The 16,425-nt window shown below is 55.2% G+C and carries 7 protein-coding genes; 2 read left to right on the forward strand and 5 right to left on the reverse strand.

Annotated features, from left to right (window positions below):
* Nucleotides 1–122: 122 nt before the first annotated feature.
* The 4 genes from M1P90_RS10210 to M1P90_RS10225 all read right to left on the reverse strand — a co-directional run bounded on the left by M1P90_RS10210 (nt 123) and on the right by M1P90_RS10225 (nt 11,216).
* Complete coding sequence (locus M1P90_RS10210) at nt 123–3,158, reverse strand: Eco57I restriction-modification methylase domain-containing protein (RefSeq protein WP_483702511.1); 3,036 nt, start codon at nt 3,156–3,158, stop codon at nt 123–125.
* Between the two features lie 1,363 nt (nt 3,159–4,521).
* The gene (gene otsB, locus M1P90_RS10215) at nt 4,522–7,506 is read right to left on the reverse strand and encodes a trehalose-phosphatase (protein ID WP_483702512.1); all 2,985 of its coding nucleotides are present in this window, start codon (nt 7,504–7,506) and stop codon (nt 4,522–4,524) included.
* Nucleotides 7,507–7,530: 24 nt separating this feature from the next.
* Nucleotides 7,531–10,842 (reverse strand): helicase-related protein, encoded by a 3,312-nt coding sequence (locus tag M1P90_RS10220; RefSeq protein ID WP_483702513.1) that lies wholly within the window; start codon nt 10,840–10,842, stop codon nt 7,531–7,533.
* A 74-nt stretch (nt 10,843–10,916) separates the two neighbouring features.
* Nucleotides 10,917–11,216, reverse strand: a complete 300-nt coding sequence (locus tag M1P90_RS10225) for a hypothetical protein (protein WP_483702514.1) — start codon at nt 11,214–11,216, stop codon at nt 10,917–10,919.
* Between the two features lie 383 nt (nt 11,217–11,599).
* On the opposite strand from M1P90_RS10225, the gene M1P90_RS10230 reads away from it, so the two are divergent.
* Nucleotides 11,600–12,421 (forward strand): hypothetical protein, encoded by an 822-nt coding sequence (locus M1P90_RS10230; protein WP_483702515.1) that lies wholly within the window; start codon nt 11,600–11,602, stop codon nt 12,419–12,421.
* 504 nt (nt 12,422–12,925) lie between these two features.
* Complete coding sequence (locus M1P90_RS10235) at nt 12,926–14,311, forward strand: metallophosphoesterase family protein (RefSeq protein WP_483702516.1); 1,386 nt, start codon at nt 12,926–12,928, stop codon at nt 14,309–14,311.
* A 104-nt stretch (nt 14,312–14,415) separates the two neighbouring features.
* On the opposite strand, the gene M1P90_RS10240 is transcribed toward M1P90_RS10235, so the two are convergent.
* Nucleotides 14,416–16,182 carry a CAP domain-containing protein gene (locus tag M1P90_RS10240; RefSeq protein WP_483702517.1) on the reverse strand — a complete coding sequence of 589 codons (1,767 nt, stop codon included), beginning with the start codon at nt 16,180–16,182 and terminating at the stop codon, nt 14,416–14,418.
* Nucleotides 16,183–16,425: the final 243 nt, after the last annotated feature.

Here is a 16,425-nt window from a genome sequence, read left to right on the forward strand (position 1 = left end):
ATGGCAACAATCCCACCTCCCCTCGCCCATCGCAATGGGAGAGGGGCCGGGGGTGAGGGCCTTCATATGCCTCCCACCTCCCCTCGCCCATCGCAATGGGAGAGGGGCCGGGGGTGAGGGCCCTACCTCCCCACACTCTCCTCGATCATTCGCACCTCCTCCGGCCGCAAACCATACAACGCATACACTCGCTCATCGATCTCGCGCTCCCACCCGCCCACATCCGCGCGTGCATCGACGGCTTTGGCCGCAAGGATCTGCTCGACGAGCGCTTCGATTGGGGCCGGGTTGCTTGTACTTGCAACAGGAACTTGTTGAACATATGGCCACTGCATTTGATAAGCGCCGCCTTGAAGCTTCGTTACTATTTGGCCCAAGAAATACCAACTAATCTTCGCATTGAGAATGCCAAGCAGATATGATTTTGCTCCAGGTAGCATAAATACTTTGTTAATAACGTAGTAATTCTCATTATCAAAAGCGAACGAGTGAAATGTGGCAATTTCTTGGTAAATAATTTTTTGTTTCTCAAATTCGTCCCAATACGCACAAGCGCGAAGCTCCCAAAAGTACTTGCCTTGATCACCTCTGTTGACAAGGCTTTGTCGATGAGAGTCAAACCAGAAATGTATAGCAGGAAATTTATGCGAAAAAATACGTTCTGCTTCGCGCTCATTCTTTCCTGTCCATGCATGTCTTTTGTTAACTGAAGACTCAATTTTTATGATGTATTCTTGGCCAAACTCAGCTTTCCACCGTTTTATGTTTTCTCCGCGCAAAAACGGCTTCAGTACCTCCGCGCTGGAAGGGTGCTCGGCGATCAAGCGGTCGCGGGTCGCGCGATCGACAACAAAGGCCTCGTTGAAGCCTGTTTTAATCCCATAGTAAAATCGTCCCCCTACATACTCCCCCAGTGGCTTGCCGGCGTGACGCAGCTTGGCGAGCAGTTTCTGCGTAGCCGGGCCTTCCAGCCGCCAGCCGTCGGGCGTCAGCGTTCGTTGCAGAATAAGCGGCGCGGAAGGGGCGTGATCAGCGGCGGCGCGGCGAGCCTCGGCAACGATCTGCGGGAAATCGGCAACGCGGGCGGAGGGGTTCCAGTTGAGGGCGAGGAGCGAGTGGCCCTCACCCCCCGGCCCCCTCTCCCGTTGCGACAGGAGAGGGGGAGAGGTGTCAGGGGTGCCTTTCTGGGCGACGATGATGCTGGGGTAGGCGATGGCTGTGAACACTGGCGCATCGCCAAAGTCGATTAGTTGGGCGATGGTCATCTTGCTGGCCAGCAGATCGCGCAGCTTCTGGCCGTAGCCCGCGCGGAAGTATTTGTTGGATGAAATAAAGGTTAGCACGCCGCCGTCGCGCAGTAACTGTACGGCGCGGGCATAGAAGTAAACATACAGATCGGCGACGCCGGTGTAGACCTCGGGGTAAAATTTCGCAAGCCAGTCTTTGTCTTTCTTGATCTGCTCCTGGCGCACATACGGCGGGTTTGCGATTACGATATCGAAGCCGCCCGTCAGGCCAAACATCCATTCGGGATCGAAGAACTTGGCCTCGTCGTTCTGGCTGTATGGGTTCCAGCCGGCCAACAGCCTGGCCGTCGCGCCATTCCAGCCGTCGCGCTCGAGCGCCTGGGCCAGTTCGCCGCGCAGCGCAGCGTCGCGCTCGCGGTAGCGCTGCTTGGTGCGCGGCGTGCGGGCGCTGAAATGGCGCGAGCGCACGTCGGCCAAATCGCGCTCCAGGCGTTCGATCTCGGCGTCGCGAAACATTAATTGCTCGACAGGTCGATCGATGCCACGCAGGGCGTTGGCAGCGACAAAGCGCGTTTCCAGGTTTGGCAGCGGGCGCACGCCACGGTTAGGGGCAGCATCATCCACGCGCTGATCGACCAGCAAGGCGATGAAACAGCGCAACTTGGCGATCTGCACCGCAATGGTCTGGATGTCCACACCATAGATGCAGTTCTCGATTAGGTAGAGTTTGCGCCCATAATCCAGCTCGTTGCGCTCAAACGCCTCATCGATTGCTTGAAGCGCAGCTTCGCGGGCTTCGGCATCGGGGATCTCGGCGGCACGCTCTTCCTGGCGGGCTTTCCAGCGACGGTTGCCGGGGTCGAGCTTGCTGAGCAGATACACCAGCTTTTGCAGTGCACCCATCGGAAATGCGCCCGAGCCGCAGGCCGGATCGATCATGCGCAGGCCGTCGATCGCCGCAATCAGGTGGCGGATCTCGGTGGCGCTGAACTGTTCGGCGGCAGGCAGGTCGTTGTAGGCCAGCAGCGCGCGCAGGCGATCATCGAGCACGGGCTGCGTGGCATTAATATCGCTGTTGATCTTGGCCGCGCCGGCAAGCGCATCGCGAAACACCAGCAGTAACGACTCGTCGACCATATATTCAACCACATTGCGCGGCGTGTAGAACGAGCCGGTTTCTTTGCGCGCTGTCGTCTCGGTTTCGGGGTTGTAGGCTGCCAGCAAGTTCTCGAACACTTGGCCAAGCAGCTCGGGATCGAGCGCAACTTCTTCTTCGATTGGCGTGTTTTCGGCGACGGTGAACTTGTAGCTATCGAGAATGTCGATCAAGCCGCGCACGCGGAACTTACGCCCACGGCTGCCATACACCTGGTTGAGCATGGTATCGATGTCGGCGGCTGGCCCGCCAAAAAACAGGCGGTTCGGCACAGCAAGCGGGTTATCTTTATGATCGGAAAAGCCATCGATGAGTGTTGCCGGTGTGCGTTCGGTCTCAGGGTCAAGGCATTCGAACAAGCCACCATTCAAAAATGGTATGCTGCGCAGCAATTCCAGGGCGCGTTGCGGATCGGTGAACATTGCCTGGTAGCGATACAGGTTGTTAATGCCATGGTGGGCATTCGGCCACGTGCCACGCGATGGGCTGCGGAACTGACGCGGCGTTTTTGGGTCGTCCATCGGCGTATTGAGCGTGCCAAAGAACAGATTTTGTAAAATCGCCTTGTAGAATGTTGTCGCATCAGGGTCGGTGTCGTTCAGCAATGTTTTGAGATCAGCCAGGCGAAATAACGCATCGGGCACGAGGTGTTTTTCGCGCAAAAACCAGACAAAAATTAGCCGGGTGAGCAGGCGGATCACGCTGGTGGCATTGCGCAAATCGGCACGCTCACCCGCGCCATCGGGAAAGCGCACCTGCGAAATCGCCCAGAAATACCAGTTCGCAATTTCGGCATAAAAGCGCCGGTTCAGCTCGGTAATATCGAGCGTGCGCGCCCAAGCCCGCTGAAGATCATCGAAACCAGCGACAGCATAAGCAGAGCGCAAACTCGCAAGCGACAAATCTTCCAGAATATCGACATGGGCGCGGTGCGGGTTCGCCAGCCGCACGGCATGGATCAGCGAAACCTTTTCCAGCACATCGCGGCTTGTATCGCGCCGGTTGGGCCGGTGGGTGACGATTGCTAGTGTCAGGCGCGGCTGGGGCTGTGCGCCCGGGGTATCGGCCTGGGGAAAGCGAAACAGCACACTCACCGGCATAGGGAACAGGCGGTTGATTTCACGCGTAATCGTCGCGAGCTGCGTGCGTGTATAGCCGCGGCCATCGGGCTTTGGCAGCAAATCAATGGCAAAGAACAGAAACGAGCCATACAACTGCGGTTGAAAGCCGGCCCCATCGAACAACGAAAGCTGTGCCGCCTGGCGCAGTTCGTCGCTGCCGATCTGGAAGACCATCTCGGCTGAACGCCACTCGGCCAGGGCTGCACGCTGCGCCAGACGGCCATCGGGATCAAAGGCCGCAGCAAAGGTTGCCGGTGCAGCATCGTCCAGGTCGATCCGGCGAGAACTTTGGTAACCAATCGCCGCAAACAACCTGCTTGCCCCAGTAAGCAGTGAACCTTGTGCCAGCGATTCGAGGCTTTCGTAAATGGCTTGCTTCGTCATCGACTATTATTTCTATCTCTCTGCTTCAACTAAACTCGCACACGTTGCAACCGCGCCGCCACTGGTCCTCATCCCCCTGCCCCTTCTCGCGCCGCCGCAGGAGAAGGGGGTTCTTCTCCCCTCGCCCATCGCAATGGGAGAGGGGCCGGGGGTGAGGGCGATTGCTTGGCCCTCATCCCCCTGCGCCCTTCTCGCGCCGTCGCAGGAGAAGGGGATTCTCCTCCCCTCGCCCATCGCAATGGGAGAGGGGCCGGGGGTGAGGGCGGTTTGCTTGGCCCTCATCCCCCTGCCCCTTCTCGCGCCGCCGCAGGAGAAGGGGGTTCTTCTCCCCTCGCCCATCGCAATCGGAGAGGGGCCGGGGGTGAGGGCCTTGCCTCCTCCCCCGTCACAAAGCGCCGCTTGCTCCCCTCGCCCATCGCAATGGGAGAGGGGCCGGGGGTGAGGGCCTTGCCTCCTCCCCCGTCACAAAGCGCCGCTTGCTCCCCTCGCCCATCGCAATGGGAGAGGGGCCGGGGGTGAGGGCCTTGCCTCCTCCCCCGTCACAAAGCGCCGCTTGCTCCCCTCGCCCATCGCAATGGGAGAGGGGCCGGGGGTGAGGGCCTTTCCCCTCGTATCAACGCCAGCGTGCCAGGAATGGAAGAAGATCGGTCGGTGACCACAAACGAACATCAGCTAATGTTTCGCGTTTGGCAATGTCTAAGTGTTGTTCATCGTGAACCTGAAAACTGGTGCCACGGCCTTTTAAGGCACGAAACGCATCTTCATCGGTTCGATCATCGCCGAGGTAGGCCACCACAGCGTCTCGGCCTAACTCGGCAAGAATAGTTCGCACAGCCATTCCCTTGTCTCTTCCCGGCACGCTCATTTCCAGGCCGCCATCGAATGGCTTAATGGCAAAACCAGCTGATTGTGCAATCGGCGACCATCCCTGCATAACAGTCCTATCAATAATTTCTGCCTCAGCTGAATCAAGCCCACGCCAATGCACAGCCAAACTTGATGTTTTTCTTTCGATGCGATCCATAAGTTTAGCCGACTCAATAAAAGACAAGGCAGCATCAAAGCCTGCGCGTATTTGCTGGCTAAACTGCGGCTCCTGCCGCGTACCGTCGGGCAGGCGGCGCTCCCAGCCATGGCTCCCCCAGATCTCTGGAAGTGGATCGATACCTAAAAGCGGTTCGATATCATGTAAAGAGCGTCCACTAACGATCACCACACGAGTTCGGCCTTTAGCAAGAATATCTCTTAAGATGTCGCGAACGCCCTCGCGAGGAATAGCCTCGTCACGTTTCTCTTTGAACGGCGCTAGTGTTCCATCGTAGTCGAGTAAAAGCGCTCGTTGGGAAGCCGACTCAATACCTTGTAACCACGCAATTAGATCGAGTTGAGGATTGAGTATCTGCATATAATGATCCCTCCCTAACAAGACTCTGCCTTGCAGCTTATTGAGAACTTCAATATCGTCGAACAGCTTTAGTCGATTGTAGAGGTCTTCGGCCCCTTCAAGTGAACTTCGAGCCTGTTCTTTTTGACCCAATGCCCAGTAATATCGAGCATATGCCAGATATATTTGCGCGATATAACGCCGCTCTTCGATCTCAATAGCCTCACTGAGGCACGCTTCAAGAAAGACAGCAGCTTCTTCATTACGCTCCTGGTCGAGAGCAATATTAGCCAAGTGCAACTGGCAAAAAATAGCTGAACGTGTATAGTTCGCCGCTCGCGCCTGACTCAATGCGCGCTCAAACCACTGCTTCGCTCCATTGAGCCGACCGCACCTATAAAGACATACTGCAAGCCAATGGAGTGTCGCAATAGCAAGATTTTTTTTCTTTGGCTGAACAGGAGATATGCGACACTCTTCCATGATTTTATAAGCCTGCTGGTACTGCCCTTTCCCCAGCGCATAGAAGGCATGTGCATGGCGAACTTGTGTAAGGACATTTTCATCCAGCCCAGGAAACTGCTCTTTTTTCTGTAACCTGTCCAGATATACTTCTACTTCGCTCAACCTCATCAAGCGACACAAAAACTGAATATGCTGGGCAAGAACCTTAACCTCTTCATTCGTATCGTCGAGGTTATGAGCGGCTTCAATCCATAGCTCGTCAAGAAAATTTTTCTTTTCCCAAAAACCGCAGACATAGTAATAGTGATCAATACGAGGCGCAATTTTAACAATTGACGCATAGTCTTTTTTCTGTACAGCCCAATTGAATGCCGCATAGATTGCTGGTTCGTCGCGAGCACCTATTATCTTCAGGTGTTTGATATTATCCCATGGCCATTCCTCACATGCTTGAGCAGCCCAAGCCAGCCATCGAGTAGTTGCTTGCGCTTGCCACTCCTGATTATCTTCAACCTTTTTCATTACGAAAGAGCGTACTAATGGGTGCAAGCCATATCGAGGCAAAAGAATTTTATTATCGTTAGGTTGCTCTATCATTAGCTGAGGTTGTCTGGTAATAAGGGCCAAACTTCTAAGAAGCTCGACTGCGCGATCAATCGCCTCATCATTTGACAGCTTGCCATTGACTATAAACTCTAATCTATCGCGATCGAGTGAGTCTGGAAAGAATGTAGCCGCACTGAGTGTGTGCTGAGCATATTGATTGAGCTTCAACCATGCGTCTGAGAACAACTCATCAAATAAGTTTCCCGTGCGAGTTTGAAGTTTATGACCTCTCTGAAGTTTTGTAATTGCTGCATCAATTGTGATATAAGATTGAATCACTAAACAAAGAGCAACCTTGATTGCTTGAGGATTTCCTCCTGCAGCAACGATTAGTTTTTTCAACTGATTGCGATCGATGTATGTCTGAGCCTCATCTTGTAAGATTTGCTCTGTCAATAGTAGGGCTTCGTCAACATCCATTCCCAAAAGCTCAAAAGGACGCTCGTGAATAAGTTCTGGCCGAAGCTCACGCGATGTCACAAGCGCCTTGCTTTCCTCAGGTATATCAAGAAGCCATTCAAAGAACTGCTCATTATCTATAGCCTCGTAGCCATCAATAACAATTAGCACTTTCTGCCTTCGTAACCATTCATGAACAGCCAATTTTTTAGTATATAGCTCGGATCGTGGAAGAAATTTATAATCTAACGTATCCGCAATCGTATTCAGCACCACATCGAAATGATCAGGACTTGACAAGGCTTCCTCTTTAAGCCACACAACCGCATTGAACAATGCGACTCCATCTGTTCTTGTAATACGTCCTTTGAGACAGTCACGCGCAATCTCACGGGCAAGACTAGTTTTCCCCGTACCTCCCTGGCCCCAAACGGCAACAAGAGGATGGCTACCGCGCAGGCGCTGCTCTACCTTATCATACTCAGCAGGGCGCGGCACAAATTCATCATATGAGGGGCTAGGCAAGTTGTTCAACGGTTGCGCATTCGTTGCCACTCCAAGATGAGCTATTTTTTGCGCTATTTGCGCAATAGACTGTTGAATATCTTCTATTTCGATGCGAGTTTCTGGTGGTGTATTAATTCCCTGGAGCGCCTGCTTTTCTTGTAAGCTTTCCAGCCTTCTGCGATGTGCTTTCAGTTGGGCTTGTAGGGGAGCTATCTGTAACTCTTCTGATCTATCCATTGTTTCCCTTTCTGAAGCGAAGCCCTACCGGATCACCAGCCACGTAATCAGCTCAAAATCGTCGGCATTGCGCGCTTGGGCAGGTTCGGGCGCTAGCAACGCGCCACGGTCGAACTGCAAAGTATCCAGCGAACGGCGCGCAAAGCGGCGCTCGATATCGCGCACAGCAGCGCCAAGCAATTCGCTATACTTGCCCATTGTTGCGCCATCGTCGGTCTCGCGATCAAACAGCGCGCAGAGCATATCGTCCGCGTTGGGACGATTAAGGCAAAGATCGCGAAACAGTTCAAGGGTTTGTTTAGGCTGCGCAAAGCCAAAACGTACAGCACCATCGTTACGTACATAGACGAGATAAAACGGCTGAGTTGGGTTAACCGCCTGAGTATCGGCTGTTGCGCCAACATGACGCAAACAGAAAATCACTCCAGGCTGTGTTACTTCATAGCGCGACCAGGCGTGGTCAACGACAGCATACAAGCCGATTGGTTCCTTGCGCAGCTGATCGCGGTTTTGCTCAAGAAACTTGCTGAGATCCACACGAAAATCATCGAGCGAAAAATCGGTGAGCGCAACCGTCTCGTTGAAATCCTCAAGATCAAGAACTTCTTCGCGCAAGCGTAGCAGCTGGCGGTCGCGGTAGCGCAGGTCTTCAGCAATAAGCTCCTCAAGCCCATCAGCCGATAGCAAATTATCTTCGCCTGTCGCTGTCAAATCGACCAGAGCCATACGCGCTTCAACACGGCTTTTCAGGTTAATGTATTTATTCAGATCTTGCGTCGGCCAGAAATTAACGAGCTGCACAGTCGTATTCACACTTCCAATGCGATCAATGCGCCCAAAACGCTGGATGATCCGCACTGGGTTCCAGTGGATGTCGTAGTTGATCACCAGGTCGCAGTCCTGCAAGTTCTGGCCTTCGGAAATACAATCGGTGGCAATGAGAAGGTCAATCTCCTCATCCTGCGGTAACTGTGGAATCTGGGCTCTGCGCTTTGCGACGGGCGAAAAGTTCGTGAGGATCTGGTTAAAATCGGCTTTGCCCAGCGTGGTCCGATTTGCAGCTGTGCCGCCACTCACAAGCGCAACATGAATACCGATTTCATTGCGCGCCCAATCGCGCAGCGCATCGTAAAGATATACTGCGGTATCGGCAAAAGCAGTAAAAACCAGCACTTTACGGTTAGCGCGCCCGCGCTTATCGGTGCTTGGGTGCTTCGCTTTGGCCTGAATCAACGCACGCAGCTCGTAAAGCTTGGCGTCGTTTTGTGGCGTAACACCACGTGCGGAAGAAAGCAGTAAGTCCAGCTGCTGTTTGTCGTGCCGCAAATCACGCAGCCAGGCATCCAAGTCGAGGTGCGCAAGCAGAAACTTCAGGCTCTGCCCAACAGTAAGCGCATCGATAAGCTCTTCATCTTCGGAATCAAGCATATCGAACGGCAAAGGCGCAGCTTCAACCTGGGCATTCCCAGAAGGGCGGTTTTGATAATCCATGATTTTTTGCTCAAGCGCCTCGATTTTGTCGATGGTTCGTTCCATTGTGAGAGCAAAAGCCGAAATAGAACTTTCGAGGCGCTTAAGAAAATTGACCTTCATCATCCCAATCAGGTAGGTTTCGCGTTGAGCCTGGCTGAAATTACGCACAGTGCCTGCTTCGTAACGTTTGCGAAAATCCTCTAATACGTAGCGTGAAGGATTGAAAACTGACAACCGATACTGCAAGATCTCGTCGTTCAGTCGGTCGTAAGGCATAAAGCGCCCGCGCATGTCGATCTCAGGATAGATCGACTTTGGGCGGGCGCGTTCAGGAAAACCACCCAAACGATCGATCGTGGCGCTATAGTAGCGTTGGATATGTTTGCGCGAGCGCGCGATCGTCAATTCATCAAGCAAGGTAAAAAAGGCCGAACTAAGGCGCTCCATCAGCTCACTGGTCTGCCGTTCGCCGCGTTTGGCCCAATCTGTGAAGGTACGCTGGGCGGCGGCCAGGGTATCCTTCAAACTGGCTACCCCCAGCCCTTCACGGAAAGCGTCGTCACGGTCTTCGGTAAGGAAATACAGCTGGTTGCGCAGATCCTTCAGATCATTATTAACTGGGGTTGCCGATAACAGCAGCACCTTGGTTTTGACACCACTCTTGATAATATCGTCCATCAGCCGCTCGTAGCGCGTGCGGCGAATAACCCGGCCTTCCTCATCGCGGCGGCCGCGAGCGTTATTGCGAAAATTATGTGATTCATCGATCACAACCAGATCATAATTTCCCCAGTTGACGACGCTCAGATCGATATCGCCCGAGCGGCCGCTATCGCGACTCAGGTCGGTATGGCTCAAGACGCTATAGCTAAAGCGATCGCGCACAAAAGGGTTGAGCGGGCTGTTATTATGGGCCTGATAAACCGTCCAGTTATCGCGCAGTTTCTTGGGGCACAGCACCAGCACTTTGTCGTTACGCAGCTCGAAATATTTAATGACAGCCAGCGCCTCGTAGGTTTTCCCCAAGCCTACGCTGTCGGCAATAATACAGCCATTGTGCTTAAGAATACGAGTAATTGCGCCCTTCACGCCATCGCGCTGGAACTCAAACAGTGCATTCCAAATACTCGTATCGGCAATCTGCGACTGTGCAGCAAGAATATCGCCACGGCGCTGATCATCAAGGTATTGCTCAAAAAGGTGAAAAAGCGTTTTGAAGTAAATGAACTGTGGCGAATGATTAGCATAAATCTGGCGCAAATAACCAAGTACCTCGTCGCGCACATCTGTAACAAGATCGTTGTTATCCCATAATTCATCAAACCACTGCTTAAGATCTTCCTGATCGCGTCGGCTATCGACAACAAGATTAAGCTCAATATTATTCTTATTGTCGCCCAGGCCCAGGCCGCGCACAGTGAAATTCGAACTGCCTAAAATAGCCTCGGCAGTTGAGCCATTCGTAATATGGTAAAGCTTGCCATGCAGCAACCCGGCGCGTTTTACCGAGCGGATCTGAACTTTTTGCGTGATCCATTCAGCGCAATCGCGAGCCAGGCGTTTCTGCTGCAAACGATTCTGAAGCGTGATCTGGTCATTCTCGATCTGAAATGCCTTGCGCGCAGTACGTTCAGGATCGAGGTTTCGCAAGAACTGAGGGTCGCCAAAGAGAAAACGCAGTTCGTCAATGCCATCAAGCTGGTGTCGCAGCTCGGCGTAGGCATAAATCGTGAAATAGGCAGAAACAACCGAAAGCGCAGCACCGGGATGTATATGTTCGCGTAAAAAATCGCCGATCTTGCCACGGTCGCGATTGTCGCGAATGCCAGAAGCGAGATGTTGCGTCGGTTTGGAAGGTGGCATGGGAACTCCGGCAGGCTAGGCAGAGGGAGTCATGAACATTGTACACCGCTAAAGCAATAGAAGAGCAAACCTGATTATGGTATCCAGAGCCGTGCAAAGCGTTCGCGAAACTCGTCGATCGTTTCCTCAAATCGCGTAAAACCCTCGGTGCGCATCAAACGGGCAAATGTAATACTACGATCAGTGCCGCTAATCGCCGACCAATAGTATTGAACGACCCCAGCTGCATCGCGTTGTTCCATCCGCATAATCGTATAGCGAATACCCTGCTTGAGTCGTGGCGAGGCAGATGGCGATTCAAGAACAGGATCGAAAACATGCTCATGGAGAAACGCCATAACTTCTTCTTTGCTTGGCATGTCTGGATGCGTCATAAGCATAGTCCTCGCGCAGCCTGAATGGAATCGACAGCCTTAAGATTTTGCAAGATAGAGGTCTTTATATTTAATCACCAAATATCAGCCATGGAAATGCCAGGAGCATCTTTGCGGTCAGCGTGAGAAAACCATAGATGTTTGGGCTATTGCAGAATAATGCGGCAGAGTATACCACAATGATGATGTAGAGGGGAAACGAAAATTTGGCATTACTTACGCTTCGCCGCCAAAATATTGCGCGATATTCGTTGGGTACCGCTCACAGAGTAAACGATGAAGGCCGCAAAAAAGGTACGCTTCGGTAGCGCCTCAAATTTGCTATCAGGCCAGACTACCGAGTAGCGATAGCACACAAACCCAGCGAAATAATTGTGTGCGAAATGGACGATTCTCGTTCTCAGATTAAGCGAATTAAACAGACTTTGCGGGCTTGGTCTGTGTCTATCGAAGACCATCCAAATGACGAGGAAATAGTCAATACGCATGTATTTCCCCCAGCGGTATCTTCATCGGCTGCGAGGCCCAACAATACCGCAAAGTATATCCTCGTAGGAATTTTATTTATTGCTCTGCTTGCAATGGTGCTTGTCGTACAATTATTTCTCAATTCGCGTGTTGCAATGTTTGAGCGCCCCACAGCCGTATCATCGTTGCCTGGCAATATTCCATCTGCGGCAGAATTACCCACCGCACTCGCTTTGCAAACCTCCGTTCCGCAATCCAACCCTTCTACCCCTGCTCCATCACCTTCTTCCACACAACCGGGCGCTGAGTCAGTGCCGGCAAAAGAAGCCACAGAAAAAGCAACCACTATTGTTTTGCCTTCGCCCACAAAAACAAAACCAATAGAAAATCCCACTTCGACTCCTGGCGCAACATTTGTTGCGGCACCAGAAGTGATACCGGCTCAACCAAACAGTATTGCTGTCGCGGCAGGCCAGCAGTTTTCATCGGATCAACTCGATGTATTTGCATTTGATGCTAACGGCCAGTTAAATGTCTCGTGGGTTCGTTCCGATGGCCAATGTCAAGGTCCAAAGTTGATCCCGCGCCCAAACCTGGCTCCGCCGGGTGCAGCTGTAACTGCCCTTAAGCGAACTGACAATCTGTTAGACGCGTATTTCTTTGGCAATCACGGTAGTTTATATGGCTCATCAGTTGTTGATGGTAACGATTGGTCATCAGCAACACCGATTTTCTGACGAACCTTTTACGCAAGAAGCGGAAAAATGCTGGTCGTTTACTTCGCGCGAACGACCAGCATTTTTCGAGGAAGCATTCACGCCCCGCGAGCAAGCATGCAAGCCCCGCGAGCGAGGATTCAAGCCACGCGAGGAAGCATGCAAGCCCCGCGAGCAAGCATTCAAGCTCTGCGAGGAAGGATTCAAGCCCTGCGAGCAAGCATGCAAGCTCTGCGAGGAAGGTTTCAAGCCCCACGAGCAAGCATTCAAGCTCTGCGAGGAAGCATGTGACACCTTTTCGCTGCACCGCAGGAGCACAATCGTACCTCCCAACCCCCAAACCCTCGTCCCCAACCCCCATACCCTCGTCCCCAACCCCCATACCCCTCGCTCGATTGCATTTCAGCGCGGCGCGCAGTATAGTAGCCCTGTGCACATTCCTCATCTGCACGCTGCCACGCCCGTTCGCGTATCGACGAGTCCGCTGTTCTTCGTGAAGCCGCGCTATGCGAGAGGAGCCCAACGATGAGCCATACCGCCTACCTGATCAGCGATATGCACCTGGGGCCGGGGCGCAACCCGGGCAACGGCGACTGGAACCCGCTCGAAGATTTCAAAGCCGACGACGAGCTGGCCGCCTTTCTCGACCGCATCAGCGCCGACGCGGGCGCCAACCCAATCGAGCTGATCATCGCGGGCGATTTCATTGACTACCCGCAGATCCTGCCCGAGCTTTCGCTGAAATCGCCGCTGAACACGCGCGGCACCACCGAGGCCGAATCGGCAGATCGTACGCGCGTGGTGCTTGGGCAGCGCCCCGAAATCGCCAGCGGGCACCCGGCGGTGTTTGCGCGGCTGCGCGCATTTATGGAAGCGGGCCACTCGATCACCATCCTGGTGGGCAATCACGACATCGACCTCTTGTGGCCCGATGTCTGGGCGCTGATCTTCGACGCAATCTACCCGCCCGGCGCGGCCGGCACCCTGCGCCGCGAGGCCTATAGTGTCACCGTTGGCACGGCGGCGCGCGGGCGCGTGTACATCGAGCACGGCCACGAGCGCGACCCCGAAAATTGCTTCGGCGAGCGCATGAGCAATCCCTTCGGCGACGACGGCACCGGCACCATGCGGCTCAAGCGCTGCTACGGCACACTCTTTGTCGACTCGATCTACAACCAGCTCGAAGGCGAGCGCTGGTTTATCGACAATGTCAAGCCGATCTCGAAGGTGATTGGCCTGGGTTTGAAGAACGACCTGTTCTACACTGGCGGCGCGCTGGCGCTGATCGTCAAGTTCTTCTTCACGGGCGGCCTGCCACCCAAGCAGCTTGCCACCGTGCTGGATGATGCCGACACATGGCCGGCCGGGCAGCGCACAGCCGGCGCGCTGCTGAACCAAGTGAAGGACGACAAGCTGCGCGACTACCTGCAAGAGCGGCTGGCGAACCCGCAGGTGCGCGCCGAGTTCAACGCCGGGGTGGCGCGCTTCAACGAAGAAGAATGGCGCGAGATGCGCGCCGGTGCCAGCAAGCAGCCAACCGTGCAGGCAATTGCCGACGACCGCCCGCGCTCGGTGCTGCTGGGTGCCGAGGAAGAAGATTATTACCGCGCCGGCGCGCGCGAGGTAATGGCGCTCGACCCGGGCATCAGCACGGTTGTGATGGGGCACACGCACTTCGCCATCGACGGGCTGACCATGCCGCTGGAGCTGCCCGGCAAGCGCACGGCCTACTATTTCAACAGCGGAACCTGGACGCCGCACCTGCGTGAGCGCCCCGGCCACGGCTATACCTGGGCCGAAATTGGCGACCCCGCGAATTACGTGTCGTCGTTCACCTACCTGAAGTTCGTGCCGAACGATGCGGGCGAATATCGCGCCGAGCTGCACAACTGGGCGGCTGAGCAAAGTTAAAACATATCCTATGCATTGACGAAAGAGATCCACAGATTACGCAGATTTCACAGACAAAGTAAACATAAACATACTCGGTGGCATCTGCGTAATCTGTGGATTATCTAACTTCGCGGAACGTAGGTGATGCTGACGTGCTCGGCCACGCGCAGCGTCACCGTCACCTGCGCGGGCGCGACGCCACCCGCCCCGGGCGCGCTCACGGTGGCGGTGGCCGTGTATGTCCCATCCGCCAGCCCGCTCTGGTCGGCCAGCAGAAGCAGCTGCCCGCCGCTGATGCTTGGGTGCAGCCAGCTGGCATTGGCGCTGGCCTGCAATGCCGCCCCGCCCAGGCAGCTCGCCGCGAGGCCAACGGTTGCCTGCGGGTGGGTGGCGCTGTTGCGCTCGGCCAGCAGGCTTTGCGCGTTGGAATCGAGCACAATGCCATTGGGTGTGGTCTGTGCATCTACTGGCGCAGAGAAATGCCCGGCCGCGTCGGTGTAGCGCAGCTGGATGCCCTGCCCGCGATAGTTGCCGCCCGGAAACGGCCACGTCTGCGTCGTGCCGCTGAGCGGCTGCGCGGGTGTGTAGATCGAAATAGCATCGACCGAGAGCGCGGCTGTGCCACTCCTCGCAAAGTTGAAGATCAGGAAGACATTGTTTGGGTTGGTGTTGAACGTAAACGGCAGCGCAAAATCCTGATATACCCCCGCCGCCGTAAAGTCGGTGCCGCGCAGCTTCAGCGGGCCATAGGTCGTCCCGCCGCCATCGACTGTGAAGCTGGCGATCTCGCCGCTGCTGGTGTTGTCGTCGACTTTCAGGCGGAAGTAGGCCACCAGCGGCACATCCTTCACAAACTCGGTTGTCCAGGCCCAGCCAGTGCTTGGTGCCCCCGGCCCAAGCTGCAGTGCCGTGCCGCCCAGCGCGTCGGGGTCGTTTGCGCGCGCGCCCGGCCCCGAAAGCGCCTCGAAGTGCGTGTAGGTGTCGTCGACAATCCAGCCCGGGCTGATCTGGGCATGCGAGAAAGCGCCGGCATTGAGGTTGTACAATTTTACACTGCTGGCCGTGCTGCTCATCTGGCCGAGACTAAGCTGATCGGGGGGTGCGGCGCTGCCCAGGTAGATCGCGTCGCTGGCAAGGGCCGTGCGCCCGAGCGCATCGCGCGTTTGCACATAGACGTCGCGCCAGCCGGTGCCGGCAGGCAGTGTGAAATTGCGCTCGGTGGCGTAGGGCTGCCACGCAATGCCGGCAAAGCAGGGCGTGCTGCTCAGGCGCATGTCCTGCGAAGGGCCAATGGCTGCAAAGGTGTCGCTGGCGGCGTGGTTGTAGGTATACACGCTTACATCGGGCGTGCTGGTGGCCGGCGCTTCGTCGTTGATAACTGTTGGCGCGAAGTTCGGGTCGGCCCCAAACATCTGCGTAATGTAGGCGCGCCCATCGGAGCTGCGCTGGTAGTAGCCCACGCCGGTTTCGTGCGAATCGCCATTCAGCAGGTTGGCGCGGTGGCCGGGGCTGTTCATCCAGCCGCTCACGGCGTCGGATGGCGTGACATAGCCGCAATAAGCGTTTTCCGCGCCGGCGCGGCCAGGGTAGCCAAACTGCTGCGCGCGAAACTCCGACGTGTGGCCCTGGCTGTCGGTGTGGCCGCAAAAGCCGCTCGGCTCGTTCTCGACCGAATCCCACGAAAACCAGCGCGCCGCCTCGGTGAGCTGGCGGTTGGCGCGCAATGGCCCAACGCCCCTGGCGCGGCGCTGGAGATTGATCAAATAGACTGTTTGGGCTTCATCGGTGGCGAGGGCGGGAGTTTGCGAGGAAGGGAAAGCGGCCGCAAACGCGGAGGAAATGGTCAGGGCCAGGAACATCGTGAGCACGAACGAAAGGCGTCGGTCCATAGCTTTCCTTGATTGTGAAAAGCAGCATCACACACTGCGCGGCATGGCGCTGCGGCAGATCACATGGTGCAAACTTGCTTTGTGGGCACGTGGTACGACGCAGCCGAGTATAGCATATTTGGGCGCTGTGTTGGTTAACAATTCGTTTATCTCACGCCGCGCCACGCGTGTTTCCGGGCATCAGGAAGCAGTAGAAGTCTTGCCGGAAACGAACACATGATTTCAATGATCTCACAGCTTGAG

Source organism: Kouleothrix sp. 19917 (assembly GCF_057073505.1).

Bases quoted from the DNA above. Each gene is read 5' to 3' on its own strand.
- M1P90_RS10240 (WP_483702517.1), bottom strand. From the start codon at position 16,182: ATGGACCGACGCCTTTCGTTCGTGCTCACGATGTTCCTGGCCCTGACC.
- M1P90_RS10225 (WP_483702514.1), bottom strand. From the start codon at position 11,216: ATGACGCATCCAGACATGCCAAGCAAAGAAGAAGTTATGGCGTTTCTC.
- M1P90_RS10220 (WP_483702513.1), bottom strand. From the start codon at position 10,842: ATGCCACCTTCCAAACCGACGCAACATCTCGCTTCTGGCATTCGCGAC.
- M1P90_RS10230 (WP_483702515.1), top strand. From the start codon at position 11,600: ATGGACGATTCTCGTTCTCAGATTAAGCGAATTAAACAGACTTTGCGG.
- M1P90_RS10235 (WP_483702516.1), top strand. From the start codon at position 12,926: ATGAGCCATACCGCCTACCTGATCAGCGATATGCACCTGGGGCCGGGG.
- otsB (WP_483702512.1), bottom strand. From the start codon at position 7,506: ATGGATAGATCAGAAGAGTTACAGATAGCTCCCCTACAAGCCCAACTG.